At 69.8% G+C, this 16,537-nt stretch carries 19 protein-coding genes; 15 read left to right on the forward strand and 4 right to left on the reverse strand.

Translation table 11 applies throughout. The features are described from left to right. The first annotated feature begins 54 nt into the window (after window positions 1-54). The 12 genes from ACWGJB_RS08115 (at window position 55) to ACWGJB_RS08170 (ending at window position 11,911) form a co-directional block, all read left to right on the forward strand. Window positions 55-234: a hypothetical protein gene (locus ACWGJB_RS08115; protein ID WP_453379368.1), complete on the forward strand. Its 180-nt coding sequence runs from the start codon at window positions 55-57 to the stop codon at window positions 232-234. A gap of 23 nt (window positions 235-257) precedes the next feature. Then, complete coding sequence (locus ACWGJB_RS08120; RefSeq protein ID WP_453379369.1) at window positions 258-1,004, forward strand: DUF2637 domain-containing protein; 747 nt, start codon at window positions 258-260, stop codon at window positions 1,002-1,004. A 161-nt stretch (window positions 1,005-1,165) separates the two neighbouring features. Further along, window positions 1,166-2,677 carry an aldehyde dehydrogenase family protein gene (locus ACWGJB_RS08125; RefSeq protein ID WP_453379370.1) on the forward strand — a complete coding sequence of 504 codons (1,512 nt, stop codon included), beginning with the start codon at window positions 1,166-1,168 and terminating at the stop codon, window positions 2,675-2,677. Window positions 2,678-2,790: 113 nt separating this feature from the next. Continuing rightward, window positions 2,791-4,317, forward strand: coding sequence for a GMC family oxidoreductase (locus ACWGJB_RS08130; protein WP_453379371.1), 1,527 nt, complete (start codon window positions 2,791-2,793; stop codon window positions 4,315-4,317). Beyond that, window positions 4,317-5,573 carry a betaine/proline/choline family ABC transporter ATP-binding protein gene (locus ACWGJB_RS08135; RefSeq protein ID WP_453379372.1) on the forward strand — a complete coding sequence of 419 codons (1,257 nt, stop codon included), beginning with the start codon at window positions 4,317-4,319 and terminating at the stop codon, window positions 5,571-5,573. The genes ACWGJB_RS08130 and ACWGJB_RS08135 overlap by 1 nt, the downstream gene beginning before the upstream one ends. After that, window positions 5,573-7,507 (forward strand): ABC transporter permease, encoded by a 1,935-nt coding sequence (locus ACWGJB_RS08140; RefSeq protein WP_453379373.1) that lies wholly within the window; start codon window positions 5,573-5,575, stop codon window positions 7,505-7,507. Before ACWGJB_RS08135 ends, ACWGJB_RS08140 begins: the two co-directional genes overlap by 1 nt. 2 nt (window positions 7,508-7,509) lie before the next feature. Beyond that, a complete protein-coding gene (locus tag ACWGJB_RS08145; RefSeq protein WP_453379374.1) occupies window positions 7,510-8,460 on the forward strand; it encodes an ABC transporter substrate-binding protein in 951 nt (316 codons plus the stop codon). A gap of 124 nt (window positions 8,461-8,584) precedes the next feature. After that, the gene (locus ACWGJB_RS08150; RefSeq protein WP_453379375.1) at window positions 8,585-9,997 is read left to right on the forward strand and encodes a condensation domain-containing protein; all 1,413 of its coding nucleotides are present in this window, start codon (window positions 8,585-8,587) and stop codon (window positions 9,995-9,997) included. Window positions 9,998-10,226: 229 nt separating this feature from the next. Beyond that, window positions 10,227-10,472 carry a hypothetical protein gene (locus ACWGJB_RS08155; RefSeq protein WP_360487752.1) on the forward strand — a complete coding sequence of 82 codons (246 nt, stop codon included), beginning with the start codon at window positions 10,227-10,229 and terminating at the stop codon, window positions 10,470-10,472. A 7-nt stretch (window positions 10,473-10,479) separates the two neighbouring features. Then, a complete protein-coding gene (locus ACWGJB_RS08160) occupies window positions 10,480-10,845 on the forward strand; it encodes a hypothetical protein (protein ID WP_453379376.1) in 366 nt (121 codons plus the stop codon). Window positions 10,846-10,941: 96 nt separating this feature from the next. After that, window positions 10,942-11,265: a hypothetical protein gene (locus tag ACWGJB_RS08165; protein ID WP_453379377.1), complete on the forward strand. Its 324-nt coding sequence runs from the start codon at window positions 10,942-10,944 to the stop codon at window positions 11,263-11,265. Window positions 11,266-11,566: 301 nt separating this feature from the next. Next, window positions 11,567-11,911, forward strand: a complete 345-nt coding sequence (locus tag ACWGJB_RS08170; protein ID WP_453379378.1) for a hypothetical protein — start codon at window positions 11,567-11,569, stop codon at window positions 11,909-11,911. Between the two features lie 62 nt (window positions 11,912-11,973). Here ACWGJB_RS08170 and ACWGJB_RS08175 read toward each other — a convergent pair whose 3' ends face one another. The 3 genes from ACWGJB_RS08175 to ACWGJB_RS08185 form a co-directional block, all read right to left on the reverse strand. After that, on the reverse strand, window positions 11,974-12,261 hold the full coding sequence (locus ACWGJB_RS08175) for a hypothetical protein (RefSeq protein ID WP_453379379.1): 288 nt from the start codon (window positions 12,259-12,261) through the stop codon (window positions 11,974-11,976). Between the two features lie 219 nt (window positions 12,262-12,480). Then, a complete protein-coding gene (locus ACWGJB_RS08180; protein WP_453379380.1) occupies window positions 12,481-12,768 on the reverse strand; it encodes a hypothetical protein in 288 nt (95 codons plus the stop codon). A 206-nt stretch (window positions 12,769-12,974) separates the two neighbouring features. Then, complete coding sequence (locus ACWGJB_RS08185; protein WP_453379381.1) at window positions 12,975-13,460, reverse strand: hypothetical protein; 486 nt, start codon at window positions 13,458-13,460, stop codon at window positions 12,975-12,977. A gap of 462 nt (window positions 13,461-13,922) precedes the next feature. Here ACWGJB_RS08185 and ACWGJB_RS08190 point away from each other — a divergent pair, with 462 nt between their 5' ends. The 3 genes from ACWGJB_RS08190 to ACWGJB_RS08200 all read left to right on the forward strand — a co-directional run bounded on the left by ACWGJB_RS08190 (window position 13,923) and on the right by ACWGJB_RS08200 (window position 15,943). Beyond that, on the forward strand, window positions 13,923-14,597 hold the full coding sequence (locus tag ACWGJB_RS08190; RefSeq protein ID WP_453379382.1) for a hypothetical protein: 675 nt from the start codon (window positions 13,923-13,925) through the stop codon (window positions 14,595-14,597). 83 nt (window positions 14,598-14,680) lie between these two features. Continuing rightward, a complete protein-coding gene (locus tag ACWGJB_RS08195) occupies window positions 14,681-14,956 on the forward strand; it encodes a hypothetical protein (protein ID WP_453379383.1) in 276 nt (91 codons plus the stop codon). A gap of 342 nt (window positions 14,957-15,298) precedes the next feature. Further along, window positions 15,299-15,943 carry a chaplin gene (locus ACWGJB_RS08200; RefSeq protein ID WP_453379384.1) on the forward strand — a complete coding sequence of 215 codons (645 nt, stop codon included), beginning with the start codon at window positions 15,299-15,301 and terminating at the stop codon, window positions 15,941-15,943. Window positions 15,944-16,039: 96 nt separating this feature from the next. Here the strand turns inward: ACWGJB_RS08200 and ACWGJB_RS08205 are convergent, their stop codons facing one another. After that, entirely contained in the window at window positions 16,040-16,537 is a 498-nt protein-coding gene (locus tag ACWGJB_RS08205) for a carboxymuconolactone decarboxylase family protein (RefSeq protein ID WP_453379385.1), read from the reverse strand.

Here is a 16,537-nt window from a genome sequence, read left to right on the forward strand (position 1 = left end):
GTGACTTGAATTCCCCCGAATGCCCCAAATCCCGTCCCGGGCGATGGTCGTTAGGTGACCGTGATGCGATTGGACTGGCACTCAACAGAAGATCATCCGACGGCCGTGCTCCACTGGCCCGGAAGTATGGATATCACCTCATGCTCGGACCTGCTCGATGATTTCCTGAAGAGAATCAACATGATGGAAAATGAATATCGGCGGACGCTGGCGGATCTCTACAGAGCGTTCTGAGGCAGGGTGCGGAGGTTTCACCGATGGACGGGATTCAGCATGACGCCGGTCTCTATGATCACACCGGTCTCTACGACCACCCTGGTCTCTATGATCACACCGGTCTCTATGACCACTCTGGTCTCTATGATCACACCGGTCGCTACGAGCAACACGGCTGGGGCGCACCGGAGCCGGGTGTCGCGCCGAACGACTGGGATCCGGTCGAGGAGCTGGCGCAGATGCTGTCCGCGCCGACCGGCGTGAGTGCGAGCACGGCTCCCACCCTGCTGGACGTGCCGGCCCAGCGCAGGGGCAGCCGTCGGCGGCCCCGCCAGGAGCCTCACCTGCTCGACGGCGGCCGGCGCGTAACGCACATCACGTTCCTGATCGCGGCGGTCTCGCTGTGCGCGGTGTGCATGCTGACCTGGTCCGTCTGCTACTCCTACGGGCAGCTGCGCGGGATCGCCTCGGGGGTGCTGCCCGCGGGGCTGGCGCGGTACTGGCCGCTGACGGTGTACGGGCCCTGGTTCGTGGCGGCGCTCTCCGTCCTGCGGGCCACCGCTCAGCGCCGGAGTGCGCGCCGGTCCTGGTGTGTGGTGCTGGCCGCCTCCGTCCTGGCCGTGGCGCTGTGCGCCAGCCACTCGTCGCATGCCTTGTTGTCGTTAGTGATTTTCGGGATTCCGCCGGTGACTGCCCTGGTGTGCTTCTGGGAACTCGTCGGCCAGATCTCGGCGAAGAGCAGGCCCCGGCACGCCACGCACACAGAGGCGGCGGGTTCCACGCCCTGAGAGGACTTTTGCCCCGTTTCATCCGACTGTTCAGTGATGCAGCACACTTTCGGCCACGATTGCGCATGCAATCCCGGACCGAGGGCAGGCGGTGACGGTCCCCGAGTGTGACTCCTCTGTCGCACAGGGGCACTGAACAGGAACGGAAGGCAACACCGATCATGGCGGACCGAACGGCACAAGCGACCATCCATGCCGGAGGCGAGTGGCTGGAAGCCGTCTCCGGCGCGATGCGCGAGATCATCGACCCCGCGGACGGCCTGCCCTTCGCCGTGGTCACCGAGGGTGACGAGAAGGACGCGGAGGCGGCGGTGGCCGCCGCCCGGCGCGCCTTCGACACCGGCGACTGGCCCCGCACCCCGGTCGCCGAGCGCGCCGCCCTGCTGCGCCGGGTGGCCGACCTGCTCGTGCGCGACCGCGAGAAGCTCGGCCTCCTGGAGAGCCGGGACGCGGGCAAGACCGTCGAGGAGGGCCGGGTCGACATCGACTGTGTCGCCGATGCCTTCCGCTACTTCGCCGACCTGGTGGCGGCGGAGGGCGCGGGCCGGGTGGTGGACGCGGGCTCGCCCGACATCCACAGCGTCGTCGTCCACGAGCCCGTCGGTGTCTGCGCCCTGATCACCCCCTGGAACTACCCGCTGCTCCAGGCGAGCTGGAAGATCGCTCCGGCGCTGGCGGCGGGCAACACCTTCGTGATCAAGCCGAGCGAGATCACCCCGCTGACGACCGTCGCGCTGATCGAGCTGCTGGTGGAGGCCGGGCTGCCGGCCGGAGTCGCCAACCTCGTCACCGGCCCCGGGCACAGCGTGGGCGCCCGCCTCGCCGAGCACCCCGATGTCGACCTGGTCTCCTTCACCGGCGGACTGGTCAGCGGGGTCAAGGTCGCCCAGGCGGCCGCCGTCTCGGTCAAGAAGGTCGCCCTCGAACTCGGCGGCAAGAACCCCAACGTCGTCTTCGCCGACTCCTGCGCCACCGAGGAGGGCTTCGACACCGCCGTCGACCAGGCCCTCAACGCCGCCTTCATCCACAGCGGCCAGGTCTGCTCGGCCGGCGCCCGGCTGATCGTCGAGGAGCCGCTCAGGGAACGGTTCGTCGCCGAACTCGCCCGCCGCGCCGCCCGGATCCGCCTCGGACGCGGTACGGCGGACGGCGTCGAGTGCGGCCCGCTCGTCTCCGAACAGCAGCGCGCCAAGACCGAGGCGTACGTGGCGTCGGCGCTGGCCGAGGGCGCGGTGCTGCGCTCCGGCGGCAAGCGCCCCGAGCCGTCCCCCGACCGTCCCGCCGGCGGCTACTTCTACGAGCCGACGGTCCTCGACCAGTGCCAGCGGGAGATGAAGGTCGTGCGCGAGGAGGTCTTCGGGCCGGTCCTCACGGTCGAGACCTTCCGCACCGAGGACGAGGCGGTCGCCCTCGCCAACGACACCGAGTACGGCCTGGCCGGTGCCGTCTGGACCGCCGACGCCGGACGCGCCCGCCGGGTCGCGGGGCGGCTGCGGCACGGCACCGTCTGGATCAACGACTTCCACCCCTACCTCCCGCAGGCGGAGTGGGGCGGCTTCGGCAGGAGCGGCACCGGCCGCGAGCTGGGACCCGCCGGGCTCGCCGAGTACCGCGAGACCAAGCACGTCTACCAGAACCTCGCGCCGCGGCCGGTGCGCTGGTTCGCCGGCTGAGCCCACCCGACCGCCGTACCCGAGAAGCCGCGACGCGAGAAGAGCTGCCGGACGAGCAGAACGGCTACGCGAGAAGCCTCACCGAGGTCTTCGGAAGTTTTTGGAGTACCCCCATGTCCCAGTCCCACACCTACGACTACGTCGTGATCGGCGGCGGAACCGCGGGTTCCGTCATAGCCTCCCGTCTCACCGAGAACCCCGATGTCACGGTCGCCGTGATCGAGGGCGGTCCCAGCGACGTCGGCCGCGACGACGTCCTCACCCTGCGCCGCTGGATGGGCCTGCTCGGCGGCGAGCTGGACTACGACTACCCGACCACCGAGCAGCCGCGCGGCAACTCCCACATCCGGCACAGCCGGGCCCGCGTCCTCGGCGGCTGCTCGTCGCACAACACGCTCATCGCCTTCAAGCCGCTGCCCTCCGACTGGGACGAGTGGGAGGATGCCGGTGCCAAGGGCTGGGGCGCGGTCCCGATGGAGGCGTACTACGCCCGCCTCCTCAACAACATCGTCCCGGTCGACGAGAAGGACCGGAACGCCATCGCCCGCGACTTCGTCGACGCGGCACAGGAGGCGCTGGGCGTCCCGCGCGTGGAGGGCTTCAACCGCAAGCCGTTCACCGAGGGCGTCGGCTTCTTCGACCTCGCCTACCACCCCGAGGACAACAAGCGGTCCAGCGCCTCGGTGGCCTACCTCCACCCGGTGATGGACGAGCGGCCCAACCTGACGATCCTGCTGGAGACCTGGGCGTACCGGCTGGAGCTGGACGGCACCCGTGCCGAGGGCGTCCACGTCCGCACCAAGGACGGCGAGGACCTGCTGATACGGGCCCGCAACGAGGTCGTGCTGAGCGCGGGCGCCGTCGACTCCCCGCGGCTGCTCCTGCACTCGGGCATCGGCCCGGCCCAGGACCTCGAAGCGCTCGGCATCCCGGTCGTGCTCGACCTCCCGGGCGTCGGCGAGAACCTCCTCGACCACCCCGAGTCGGTGATCGTCTGGGAGACGAACGGCCCGATCCCGGAGAACTCCGCGATGGACTCCGACGCGGGCCTGTTCGTGCGCCGCGACCCCGAACACGCGGGCCCGGACCTGATGTTCCACTTCTACCAGATCCCGTTCACGGACAACCCGGAGCGACTGGGCTACCGGCGGCCGGAGTTCGGCGTCTCGATGACCCCGAACATCCCGAAGCCGCGCAGCCGCGGCCGGCTGTACCTCACCAGCGCCGACCCGTCCGTGAAGCCCGCGCTGGACTTCCGCTACTTCACCGACGAGGACGACTACGACGGCCGCACCCTCGTCGACGGCATCCGCATCGCCCGCGAGATCGCGAAGACCGAGCCGCTGGCCGGCTGGCTGAAGCGCGAGGTGTGCCCGGGGCCGGAGATCCTCGGCGACGCCGAGCTCAGCGAGTACGCCCGCAAGGTCGCGCACACCGTGTACCACCCGGCGGGCACCTGCCGGATGGGCTCGACGGACGACCGACAGGCCGTGGTGGACCCGGAGTTGAGGATCCGCGGCCTGGACGGCATCCGTGTCGCCGACGCGTCCGTCTTCCCGACCATGCCGGCCGTGAACCCGATGATCGGAGTGCTGATGGTCGGCGAGAGGGCCGTGGACCTGCTGAAGGGCGGTGCGTGATGACCAGTACGACCCCTGTGACGACCCCTGCCACACCCCCGGGCTCGACCCCTGTCTTCTCCGTCGACGGACTGTGGAAGGTCTTCGGCCCGAAGGCCGACCGCGTTCCCGCGGACCCCGAGCTGACCGGGCTCGCGCCCGGCGACCTGCGCGCCCGCACCGGCTGTACGGCCGCCGTCCGTGACGTCTCCTTCGACGTGCGCAAGGGCGAGGTCTTCGTGGTGATGGGCCTGTCCGGCTCCGGGAAGTCGACGCTGGTCCGTTGCCTGACCCGGCTCATCGAGCCCACCTCCGGCACGATCGCCATCGACGGCGAGGACGTCCGGGCGATGGACAAGAGCCGGCTGCGGGAGTTGCGCCGGCACCGTGCGGCGATGGTCTTCCAGCACTTCGGACTGCTGCCGCACCGGTCCGTCCTCGACAACGTCGCCTACGGCCTGGAGATCCAGGGCGTCGGCAGGTCCGAGCGGCGCAGGCGGGCCGCCGAGGTCGTCGCCAAGGTCGGCCTGGAGGGCATGGAGCAGCGCCGTCCCGGCCAGCTGTCCGGCGGCCAGCGCCAGCGGGTCGGGCTGGCGCGGGCGCTCGCCGTCGACCCCGAGGTGCTCCTCTTCGACGAGCCGTTCAGCGCGCTCGACCCGCTGATCAGGCGGGACATGCAGGAGGAGGTGGTCCGCCTGCACCAGGAGGAGGGCCGCACGATGGTCTTCATCACGCACGACCTCAGCGAGGCGCTCAAGCTCGGCGACCGCATCGCGCTGATGCGGGACGGGCGCGTGGTGCAGCTCGGGACGCCTGAGGAGATCGTGGGTTCCCCGGCCGACGACTACGTCCGGGAGTTCGTGCGGGACGTGCCGCGCGAGCAGGTGCTGACGGTGCGCTCCGCGATGAGGCCGGCGAAGGACGGGGAGGCCTCGGCGGGACCCGCGGTCGGCCCGGCCGCGACGGTCGCCGAGGCGATCGACGTGGTGGCGGGGGCCGGCGCCCCGGCGCGGGTCGTGGACGGGGACCGGTGCGTCGGCGTCGTCGACGCGGACACGTTGCTCGGCGTCGTGGCGAAGGGGGCTGCGGCCAGTACGCCGTCCGCGACCCAGCGGGGGCCGGTCGCGCCCACGCGGCAGAGCCGCACACGACAGAGCCCCGCGCCCCTGGGTGGGGATGCGGATGGTCCGTCGCAGAGTCCCCCGGCCGATGGGGTGCCTCCCGAGCGCGGGCAAATGAAACCCCCCGCTCCCCGCACCAGCCCGGAGGGTGTCTGATGGCGACGATCACTGTCCCGAGCCCCCGTCGAATAGCCCTGCCCGCCAGCCAGGCCGTGCGCAAGCTCCTCGCCCTGGCCGTGGTCGCCGCGGTCCTCGTCCCCCTCGCCAACTCCCACTGGACCAGCGCCGCCTGGCCCCACACCCTCACCGTCGACCTCTCCTCACCGCTCACCTCCGCCAGCAACTGGGTCATCGACAACCGCGACACCCACCCCCTCTTCCTCTACTTCCTCGGCTACATCAGCAACGCCGTCGTCCTCACCGTCCGTGTCGTCTACCTCGCCCTTCTCGCCGCGGGCTGGCCCGGCGTCACCGTGCTCGCCGCCGCCGTCGCGCACCGCGTCGCCGGCCTCCGGCTCGCCGTCGGTACGGCCGCCGCGTTCCTCGCCTGCGGTGCCCTCGGCATGTGGGTGCCGACGATGCAGACCCTCGCCCTGATGGTCGTGGCGGTCCTCGCGTCCGTCGCCGTCGGCCTGGTCCTCGGCCTCGGCGCCGGTCTCTCCGACCGGCTGCACCGCGCCCTGCGCCCGGTCCTGGACACCATGCAGGTGCTCCCCGCCTTCGCCTACCTCCTCCCGGTCGTCCTGGTCTTCGGCATCGGCGTCCCCGCGGCCGTCCTCGCCACCGTCGTCTACGCCGCCCCGCCCATGGCCAGGCTCACCGCCCTCGGCCTGCGCGGCGCCGACCCGGAGGTCCTGGAGGCCGTGGACTCCCTGGGTGCCACCCGCAGGCAGCGGCTGCTGACCGCCCGTGTCCCGCTCGCCCGCAAGGAACTCCTCCTCGGCCTCAACCAGACGATCATGATGGCGCTGTCGATGGCGGTCATCGCCTCCGTCATCGGCGCCGGCGGCCTCGGCGACCGCGTCTATCAGGCCCTCGCCTCGGTCGACGTCGGCGCGGCCCTCGCGGCCGGCATCCCGATCGTGCTGCTCGCGGTCGTCCTGGACCGCATCACCGCCGCGGCGGGCGACCGGGGCGACACCCGCCCCTCCCCGGCCGGCCTCCTCTACGCCCTCGTCGCCACCGTGGCCGTCGCCGTCGCCGCCCGTCTCCTCGGCGGCCTGGACTGGCCCGCGGCCTGGACCCTGAACTTCGCCGAACCGGTCAACCGCGCCGTCGACTGGATGACCGCCCACCTGTACTCGGGCGTCCCGGTCGTGGGCGGCACCGCCGACTGGGCGGCCCACTTCACCACCTGGATCCTGGATCCCGTCCGGTCGGGCCTGCAGTGGCTGCCCTGGTGGTCGGTGCTGCTCATCGTCGCCGCCCTGGCCTGGCTGATCGGCACCTGGCGCACCGCGCTCACCGCCGTCCTCGCGATGGCCGCGATCGGTGTGCTGGGCGTGTGGGAGCCGTCGCTGGACACGCTGTCCCAGGTCCTCGCAGCCGTCGCCGTCACCCTCGTCCTGGGCTTCGCGACCGGTATCGCCGCCGCCCGCAGCGACCGCGTCGAACGCGCCCTGCGCCCGGTCCTGGACGTGTTCCAGACCATGCCGCAGTTCGTGTACCTGATCCCGGTCGTCGCCCTGTTCGGCGTCGGCCGCGCCCCGGCCGTGGCGGCCGCCGTCGTCTACGCGCTGCCCGCCGTCGTACGGATCACCACCCAGGGGCTGCGGCAGGTCGACCCCGCCGCCCTGGAGTCCGCCCGGTCGCTCGGCGCGACCGGCCGTCAGCAGCTGTGGCAGGTCCAACTGCCGCTCGCCCGCCCCGCGTTGCTGCTCGCCCTGAACCAGGGAGTGGTGCTGGTCCTCGCCGTCGTCATCATCGGCGGCCTGGTCGGCGGCGGCGCCCTCGGCTACGACGTCGCCTTCGGGCTCGCCCAGGGCGACCTGGCGACCGGACTGGTGGCCGGTGCCGCCATCGTCTGCCTGGGCCTGATGCTCGACCGCGTCACCCAGCCCACGGAACGCCGTACGGAGAAGGGAGCCTGACCATGCGTCGTACGACCCTCGTGGCCGCCGCCTCCGTGCTGGTCCTCGCGACCGGCTGCGGTGCCGCCGACATGACCAAGCAGGCCTCGCCCTTCGCCAACGCGCAGGGATCGAAGACCGTGACCCTGTCCGTGCAGTCCTGGGTCGGCGCGCAGTCCAACGTGGCCGTCGCCCAGTACCTCCTCGAACACGAACTCGGCTACCGCGTCGACACCGTGCAGGTGGACGAGGTGCCCGCCTGGGACGCGCTCAGCCAGGGACGCGTCGACGCGATCCTGGAGGACTGGGGCCACCCGGACCAGGAGAAGCGGTACGTCGAGGACAAGAAGACCATCGGCCGTGCCGGGGACCTCGGGGTCACCGGGCACATCGGGTGGTTCGTGCCGACCTACCTGGTCAAGCAGCATCCCGACATCACGAACTGGAAGAACCTCAACAAGTACGCCTCCCTCTTCCGCACCGCGGAGAGCGGCGGCAAGGGCCAACTCCTGGACGGCTCACCGTCGTACGTCACCAACGACAAGGCGCTGGTGAACAACCTGAAGCTGGACTACCAGGTCGTCTTCGCCGGTTCCGAGGCCGCCCAGATCACCCAGATGAAGCAGTTCGCCAAGGAGAAGAAGCCCTTCCTGACCTACTGGTACTCGCCCCAGTGGCTGTTCAAGAAGGTGCCGATGACCGAGGTGAAGCTCCCGGCGTACCAGGAGGGTTGTGACGCCGACGCGGCCAAGGTCGCCTGCGCCTACCCGCACACCCCGCTGCAGAAGTACCTCAACGCGGACTTCGCGAAGAGCGGCGGCAGGGCGGCGGCCTTCCTGAAGAAGTTCAAGTGGACGACCGAGGACCAGAACGAGGTCTCGCTGATGATCGCCGACCAGAAGCTGAGTCCTCAGGAGGCCGCCAAGAAGTGGGTGGACAACCACCCTTCGGTCTGGAAGAAGTGGCTGTCCTGAGCCGCTTCCGTCAACTCGTTCGAGGTGTCACACGTCTCGCTGAAAAGTGGGCGACACAGCGGCCATCGCTCGCGCACGGCTTTGACTTGATCAAGCTGGTGTCTTCTGTGAAGGAGACGCCATCGTGCGAATTTCTGACATTCAGCGCTGCGAGGTCCGGCCCGGACGGCTAGTCGAGTGGACGTTCAGCCCGGCGACCGTCGCGGCCGCGACAGCGCTGCCGCCGGATCCGCGGCCGCCGGCGTACATCCAGGAGTCGCACATCAGAACGGCGCGGGCGGTGCGCGAGGACGGGTTGTTCGTACCGACCTGGCTCGGCACGGCGTTCGACCTGCCGGGCCGAGCCGACCTCGACGCGCTGGAAGAGGCCCTGCACGGCTGGACGTTGCGTCACGAGACGCTGCGCAGCGGCTTCCGGTGGGTCGGTGACGACATGCACCGGTTCACGCTCGACGCGAACGACGTGACGCTGCACCGCGAGGTGGTCGGCGACTTCGCCGACGCCGAGGTGCTGACCCGGTACCTGCAGGACCGGTTCGACGTCGCGGCGGACGCGCTCGACTGGCCGAACCTCATCTACGCGGCGGTCGTCCGTGACGACTCCACCAGTGTGTACATGGCCTTCGACCACACCAATGTCGACGCCTACTCCCTCCAGCTCACCTCGAACGAGATCCACGGGCTGTACACGTCGGGCGTCACGGGGCGGCCCGTCTCCGGTACGCCGGTGGGAAGTTACGTCGACTTCTGCCGGCACGAGCGGGCGAACGCGGACGGAATCGACGACACACACGCGATCGTCGCGCGTTGGCGGGAGTTCATCGCCCGGTGCGACGGGAGGCTTCCGGAGTTCCCCGTCGACCTCGGTCTGCAACCCGGTGGCGCGCTGCCCGCCCAGAAGCTGATGTGCGAGCCGCTCGTCGACGCGGACACCGCGGCCGCGTTCGAGGCGCACTGCCGGCCCTACGGCGGCAGCCTGGTGGGCATCCTGGCCGCGACCAGTCTGATCGTCCACGAACTCGGCGGGCAGCCCGTCTACCGTACGGTCGTGCCGTTCCACACCCGGCTGAAGTCCGAGTGGTCGGACTCCGTGGGCTGGTACGTCGGCGGCGCACCGATCGAGGTACCGGCGGCACGGGACTTCGACGGCGCGCTCGCCACGGTCCGCGCCGAGCTGCGGGCCAACCGGTCGCTGGCGCGCATTCCACTGGCCCGCGTACTGCGTCTGCTCGGTGCGGACTTCCGTCCGACCTCGCCCGACATGTACTCGATCGTCTCGTACGTGGATGCCCGCCTCACCCCCGGTTCGGCCGGCTGGAGCGAGCAGAAGACGTACGGGCTGATCCGGGTGTCGTACGGCGACCAGGTGTGTGCCTGGGTGAGCCGACTGCACGAGGGACTGTGGTTCGCCTGCCGTTACCCGGACACCGAGGCCGCCTACAAGAACGTGCGGCGATATGCCGAGAGGTTGCGGGACTTGATTGCCTCCGTGCCGGCGGGCGATCACATGCGGGCCGCGCAGCCGGAACTCCTCTGACCCAACTTCCCTCTGATACGACCGTATTGGTATCGGCGGCGTTATGCGGCCAACGGCAACTCGTGGCCCTGTCCCGTCAATTGGTGTCCGCCTGGTGATTTCGTCGGGCTATATGCCCCATGGGGAACACGGATCTCCCGTGCGGCAAGTCGCATGCGGCTACTGCTAGTGTTTGCGCGGTCACGCTAGGCAATCGGTCTCGATGTACAGAAAAAGAATCGAGGTTTCCATGCGCAAGCTTCAGAAGGTCGTGTTCGCGGCGGTGGCGGCGGCCGGCGGCCTGTCTGCCCTCGGCGCCGGCACCGCTGTCGCCGACAACGGCGCCAACGGGCTCCAGGTGTCCGACCTGTACCGCCCCTACCAGGAGTGCAGTCCGCAGACGGTCGCCGAGAACGACGTCCCGATCGGTGTGCTCGGCCTCGCGGGCACCACGGACACCACCTGCGGTCAGTACAACACCGCTTTCACAGGGTGACCTTGACATGGTGAACCGGAAGAAGATCGCGGCTCTCTCGGTGCTCGTCGGCGGCCTCGTCGCGACCGGCGCCGGCATCACCCAGGCGTATGCCGCGGCGGACCCGGGGGACTGCACTCGTGATCTCCTGGGCAACCTCACCTGCACCCAGCGGTTCCAGGGCGAGGTCCCCGAAGGCGAACTCCCGCCCCACCAGGACACCTGCCAGACGGTGCAGCCCCTGACGGTGCCCGCCGCCCTGGGCAACGGGAGGGCGCGGCTCGGGCCCGAGGTGACCTGTTCCCCCACGACGTGGGGATCGACCGGCACCCGCGAGGACCGGCATGCGGGTCATTGGCGGGCGATGACGCGAGGCGAGAACGACGCGACATGAGCGAGTGTAGATCCTGAATGACTACCTAATGTGTGTATATGCTCACATTGTGTAGTCAAGCCGGGCTGTCCTGCCCGGATAAGAAAGGGTCACATCATGCGTAAGTTTCAGCGCGCCGCGGTCGTAGCGGCGGCGATTGCCGGCCTGTCCTTCGTCGGTGCCGGGGCCAGCTTCGCCGCCGGTGGCGAGGACGCGGGCCAGGGCGTCACCGCCGTGGCCAACTCGTCGGCCAACGCCGTCGCCGTCGGCAGCGGTTACTACGGCCCGGCGGCGCAGCCTCAGGACCAGCCGGAGGCGCAGCCGCAGGGCCAGCCGGAGGGTCAGCCGGAGGGCCAGCCGGAGGAGCAGAAGGCCGGCCCCGACCAGTCTGAGCAGCCCGAGCAGGGTTACGGCCAGCAGCAGGGCGGCGAGGGCGAGTAACGGCGTACCGAGGACTCGTCCTCTCGGCGCCCTCACGAGCGCATCGGCCTCCCTCCGGAAGCCCGCGGAACATCGCACGAACTCCGGGGTCCGTTCAGCGGCTTGCTGAGTGACACCCCGTGGCGAAGGCAGCCCGGACGCACCGCTCCCTCGGGGCACGCGTCCGGGCTGCCGCCATCCTGTCGTCGGTAGCGGTCGGCACCGCGTCCAGGCGCAGGATGCCCTGTTTCGACCTTCTCGGGCCCGGACGCACGCCGGTAACGGCACGCGACCGGGCCTCTTTTGCAAAGGAAAGCAGCACATGTTCACTCGGCAGAAGATTGCCACCGTCACGGGGCTCGTCGGGAGTCTCGCAGCGATCTGCGTCGGCGCCGGACACGCGTATGCAGACGGACACTCGAGCGACTGCAAGACCAACGCGCAGGGCGACACCGTCTGCGTTCGCAAGAACGAGATCCACTCCGACAAGGACGGCACGCACATCATCAGGCAGACGCAGAACTGCGAGACGACCGACCGGCCGAGCGTGGTGTATCCGGAGGACGGAGTGCTGGGCAGCGGATCCACGAGCGCCGGACCGGAGGTGGACTGTTCCAACACGGCGGAGCTGCCCAAGGGCTTCAAGAAGCCGCACATCGAGTTCTGAGCGGCATTGACAGATCCCGGTGCCCCGGCCGTTGCCGGGGCACCGGGATCTGTCGGTTCGGCCTACTTGCCGAAGCTGTTGTTGCAGCCCATGTCCGAACCGAGGTGGCTCTGCTGCGCACCGGCGTTGCCTTCGCCGTTCAGCAGGTTGCCGCCCAGGCCGTTGCCGATGCCGACCTCGCCGAGGATGTCGACGTTGCCGTCGTGCGACGTACAGGTGCTGCTCTGCCGGATGTCGAAGCTGTCGCCCCCCTTGCCGCCTCCCTGGCCGGCGTGGGCGGCGCCGGCACCCAGGAGCCCGATGCTCCCGAATGCGGCGAAGAGGACAGCAGCCATGCGTACCTTGTGCATTTCATCTCCGGTGAGGTGGGGTAGAGGCGATCCGTGAAAGATCGACATCGTTGACCTGAAGGTTGATACGAAATAACCGAGATAATCCAGCGGCGCGCCGAACTCGCGTAATTTTCGCTACCTCGGAGGTCTGCCGACGCATACAAATGGTCCCGGCGCAGAGTTGGAGCCCGGCGCCGGGACCATTTGTCGACCGACGTCTTCGCGCCGATCAGATTTTCAGAAGGCGCTGTTGTTGCAGCCCATGGTGGAGCCGATGTCGGTGGCCTGGGCGCCGGGGTTGCCCTCGCCGTTCAGCGCGCTGCCCAGGACGCCGTCGAGCACGCCGACCTCGCCGAGGACGTCCAGGTTCAGGTCGTGCGACTTGCAGTTGGAGCTCTGCGTGATCTTGAACTTGTCACCGTGCTCGCCGCCCTTACCGCCCTGGTCGGCGTGGGCCGTGCCGCCGACGAGTCCGATGCTGCCGATTGCGGCGATCAGGACGGCAACGTTGCGAAGCTTGCGCATGTCATCTCCGGGGAGTGAGTGGGTGCGATCTGCGGGAGATCGGCTTATTACAGTTACGGGAGATTAGTGCGAAATACGCCAAAGATGGCAACGACGCGCCGATTTCGCGATCGCAAGGCGAAAGCACCCGAAAGCCGTATCGCGTCGACATGGACCCGTCGGTGGCGATTTTCGACAACTTCCAGCCGCGCGCCGATGTTTGGCCGTCATCCCTGGCGCGCGTTGGCGAGCGAGTTCGACTGGCTGTTGGCCTGGGAGCAGTCGATGCCGCGGGTCTGGGAAGCGGCGAGCAGGGCGACCGGGACGTTCGCGTCGAGCAGGCTCTGCGGGCTGCACTCCTGGGACGGACGGAACATGTTGGTCTGGCTCACCGGGGCGGCCTGGCCCTGCGCCGGCTGCGGGGCCGGCGAGGAAAGCTGCGGGTTGATCTGCGGGTTCAGCTGCGGGTTGATCTGCGGGGCGACCTCGGTGGCACGCTGCGGGGGCGCCTGCTGCGGGGCCGGCGAGCCGTAGGACTGCGCGGTCGCCTGCGCGGAGGAGAGCGAGGCGGCCTGGGCGTCCGGCTGTGAAACGGGCGGCGGCACAGCCCCGTTGTAGGTGGCGGGAGTGACCGCGGAGCTTGGGCCGGCGCCGACGGCGGTGAGACCTCCGGCTGCTGCGACGACGAGCGCGACCCTACGAAGCTTGCGCATGGAATTCTCGGCCCTTCATTGACCTGTGCACGGAATCTGATGAAATGCTGATGAGGCAGCGCAGTTGTCGCTGTTCCTGCCACCCTGTGCGGCTGCGGTGAACCATCGTTCTTGCCCCGTGGGGAACGAGACGTGCGCAGACCCAGAAACGGTCGCCTGGTCGTGGTCACCCATTTGCCGCAGGGTGTGCGAGTGGTGAAGTCGGCCCCGTTGGTCGGCAAATGGGTGACGGGCTTTTGGATGCCGTGACCGCAGCCGGGCGATCCTCGTTCCGACGAGGAGAGGGCAGCGACCGTGGACCTGAAGAGGGTGAGGCAATCGCTGCCGGCTTCGAATGCGAAGTCCGCGTGCTTATCGGAATTGCTGCTGCCGGCCGTGCAGTACGAGTATCACACCGACTGTACGTGTGACCGCGCTGAATGCAATGGACTTCCCATCAGGTATCGAAGGGCCGAGGGTTTCATGCGCAAGCTTCACAAGGCCGCGCTCTTTGCAGTGGCGGCCAGCGGTCTGTCCGCACTCGGCGGCGGTGTCAGTCATGCCGCTCCCATCGGACAAGGCAGTCCCGCCCCGGCTCCGGCTCCGGCTCCCGAGCAATTCGCGCCCCAGGCGGCTCCGGCTCCCGCTCCCCAGGCGGCCCCGGCTCCCGCACCCCAGCCGGTCCAGCAGGCCGCGCCCGCGCCACAGCCGACCGGTTACGCCTCCAGCACGGCCTCCTCGCAGGGAGTTGCGCAGGCCGCCACGGCGCCGTACCCGCAGCAGGCCGCCCCGCAGTACCCGCAGCAGGCCCCTCCTCCGTACCAGCAGCAGGCCGCGCCGCAGTACCCGCAGCAGGCCGCCCCGCCGCAGCCGGTCCAGGCCGCCCCCGCGCAGCCGGCCCAGGTGGTGCCGCAGGTCATGCCCCAGGTCATGCCGCAGGTCGCCCCGCAGCTGGCCGTACCCCAGGTACCCCAGGACTTCGCCTCGCAGGCGCCGGCGATCGTCGCCCCGCAGGTGAACCCCCAGCTCAACCCGCAGGTGAACCCGCTCCTCAGCCCGCAGCTCGGGTCGCCGGGCGCGCCGCAGCTCTCCCCGGTCGGCCTCGGACAGGTCGCGGCACCTCCGGTCGGCCAGCTGGGGCTTCCCCGGCTCGGCTGACGGCCGCGCCGGCGAACATCCGCACGTCCCGCACGACCTGATTCCCTCCGCCAGACCAATTCCGCCAGACCAATGGAGAACCCATGCGCAAGTTCCACAAGGCAGTCCTCGTGGGCGCCATGCTCGGCAGTGTCGGCTCCTTCGGCGCCAACACCGCGTCCGCTCACGACGACCTGGGCCGCGACCTCGACATCACCCAGGCCACCGAGTGCCGTTCTCACGACATGAACATCGAAGTGATCGGCAGTGTCGGCGCGATCACCGGTCTGGCGGGCAACCTGCTGAACGGCGAGGGCAACCCGGGCGCACAGCAGAACCACCTCGGTTCGGACATGGGCTGTAACAACCAGGCGCTCTGACGCCTCGCCGCTGTCTGCCCGGCCTGTGCCACAGGCCGACGCGCAACAGCCGCCGGCCGCGTCGATCCCCCGGCCATGTGCCCCGCCGTCGTGCGCGCATCCGCCGCCCGAGGCGAACCATGGCGCAGGGAGACGTCGGCGGGGCGCCGGACCGGACGACCGTGGCACGCCTCGTCTCGTCGAGAGTCAGGCGGGCCCGCACGCTCCAGCCCGGCACGCCCGGATACCGGTCCAAAAAAGTACTACTTATTTCGCTTTGCTTGGTTTTCGCCGATCGCGGGTGAGTGCCCGCGACGTGTCTGGAAGGGCAGGGAACCCATGAAACGGGCTACCCGAAACAGTGTGATCGCCTTCGCCGTCGCGTCTGGTGCGATGGCGGTCGCGGGGCCTGCGTGGGCCGACTCCGCCGCGGACGGTTCCGCGGCCGGCTCGCCCGGGCTGGTGTCCGGCAACGACATCCAGTTGCCGGTGAACATCCCGGTGAACGTGTGCGGGAACACCGTCGACGTCGTCGGGCTCCTCAACCCCGCGATGGGCAACCGGTGCGCCAACGAGGGGGGCAAGTCCGCGGAGAAGAAGGAAGGGGCGACAGCCGTCGGCAGCGCCCACGACTCGCCGGGCGTCCTCTCCGGCAACGACATCCAGCTTCCGGTCGACGTTCCCCTGAACGTCGTCGGCAACAGCGTGAACGTGGTGGGTGTCGGCAATCCCGTCTTCGGCAACGAGTCCGTCAACGGCCATCCCGACGAGTCCGGCCCGTCCACACCTCCCGCGCCCCCGGTCCGTCACCAGCCGTCACACCCGGCCAAGGCCCACCCGACGCCGAAGCCGCCCGCCACCGTCGTCCGGCAGCGGACGACCGGCACGCTCGCGCACACCGGAACGGGCAACCCCTGGGCGCCGGCGGCCGCGAGCCTGGCCTCGCTGACGGCCGGAGTGGTGCTGTACCGGCGCTTCCGTCCGAGGACGGTCAGCCACGTGAGGTGATCCCGCCCGCCCCGGCCGACGGAGCCCGGCGGCGATCTCCCGGACCGCCGCCGGGGCCCACTTCCGGAGCCCCGGCCCGGACGTCACCGGCCTTGCTCACGCGTGCTGCCCCGGCGTGTAGTGCCCCGGCACCAGTCGGCAGGTCACCCCGAACCGGTTCCAGGCGTTGATCACCGTGATGGCGGCGATCAGCTGCGCCAGCTCCGCCTCCTCGAAGTGCTTGGCGGCCCGCTCGTAGACGTGGTCCGGCACGAAGCCGTCCGTCAGGACGGTCACCGCCTCCGTCAGCCCCAGCGCCGCCAGTTCCTTCTCGGTGTAGAAGTGCTCGGACTCTTCCCAGGCGCTGAGCTGGATGATCCGCTCGACGCTCTCGCCCTGCGCCAGCGCGTCCTTGCTGTGCATGTCCACGCAGAGCGCACAGCGGTTGAGCTGCGAGGCCCGGATCTTCACCAGCTCCAGGAGCTTCGGGTCGAGGCCCTTCCGGGCGGCGGTGTCCAGCCGGACCATCGCCCGGAAGACGTCGGGCACCAGCTCCGACCAGGCCAGACGGGGAGTGTGTTCCGGTGCGTACTCAGTCGGGTGTTCTGTGGTCAT

It is taken from the genome of Streptomyces sp. NPDC054813, from assembly GCF_053611365.1.

Excerpts from the sequence above, each read along its gene's own strand:
- ACWGJB_RS08195 (WP_453379383.1), top strand. The coding sequence starts at position 14,681 with ATGCGCAAGTTCCACAAGGCAGTCCTCGTGGGCGCCATGCTCGGCAGT.
- ACWGJB_RS08190 (WP_453379382.1), top strand. The coding sequence starts at position 13,923 with ATGCGCAAGCTTCACAAGGCCGCGCTCTTTGCAGTGGCGGCCAGCGGT.
- ACWGJB_RS08130 (WP_453379371.1), top strand. The coding sequence starts at position 2,791 with ATGTCCCAGTCCCACACCTACGACTACGTCGTGATCGGCGGCGGAACC.
- ACWGJB_RS08160 (WP_453379376.1), top strand. The coding sequence starts at position 10,480 with ATGGTGAACCGGAAGAAGATCGCGGCTCTCTCGGTGCTCGTCGGCGGC.
- ACWGJB_RS08145 (WP_453379374.1), top strand. The coding sequence starts at position 7,510 with ATGCGTCGTACGACCCTCGTGGCCGCCGCCTCCGTGCTGGTCCTCGCG.
- ACWGJB_RS08205 (WP_453379385.1), bottom strand. The coding sequence starts at position 16,537 with ATGACCACAGAACACCCGACTGAGTACGCACCGGAACACACTCCCCGT.
- ACWGJB_RS08125 (WP_453379370.1), top strand. The coding sequence starts at position 1,166 with ATGGCGGACCGAACGGCACAAGCGACCATCCATGCCGGAGGCGAGTGG.
- ACWGJB_RS08120 (WP_453379369.1), top strand. The coding sequence starts at position 258 with ATGGACGGGATTCAGCATGACGCCGGTCTCTATGATCACACCGGTCTC.
- ACWGJB_RS08165 (WP_453379377.1), top strand. The coding sequence starts at position 10,942 with ATGCGTAAGTTTCAGCGCGCCGCGGTCGTAGCGGCGGCGATTGCCGGC.
- ACWGJB_RS08180 (WP_453379380.1), bottom strand. The coding sequence starts at position 12,768 with ATGCGCAAGCTTCGCAACGTTGCCGTCCTGATCGCCGCAATCGGCAGC.
- ACWGJB_RS08185 (WP_453379381.1), bottom strand. The coding sequence starts at position 13,460 with ATGCGCAAGCTTCGTAGGGTCGCGCTCGTCGTCGCAGCAGCCGGAGGT.
- ACWGJB_RS08175 (WP_453379379.1), bottom strand. The coding sequence starts at position 12,261 with ATGCACAAGGTACGCATGGCTGCTGTCCTCTTCGCCGCATTCGGGAGC.
- ACWGJB_RS08155 (WP_360487752.1), top strand. The coding sequence starts at position 10,227 with ATGCGCAAGCTTCAGAAGGTCGTGTTCGCGGCGGTGGCGGCGGCCGGC.
- ACWGJB_RS08170 (WP_453379378.1), top strand. The coding sequence starts at position 11,567 with ATGTTCACTCGGCAGAAGATTGCCACCGTCACGGGGCTCGTCGGGAGT.
- ACWGJB_RS08140 (WP_453379373.1), top strand. The coding sequence starts at position 5,573 with ATGGCGACGATCACTGTCCCGAGCCCCCGTCGAATAGCCCTGCCCGCC.
- ACWGJB_RS08135 (WP_453379372.1), top strand. The coding sequence starts at position 4,317 with ATGACCAGTACGACCCCTGTGACGACCCCTGCCACACCCCCGGGCTCG.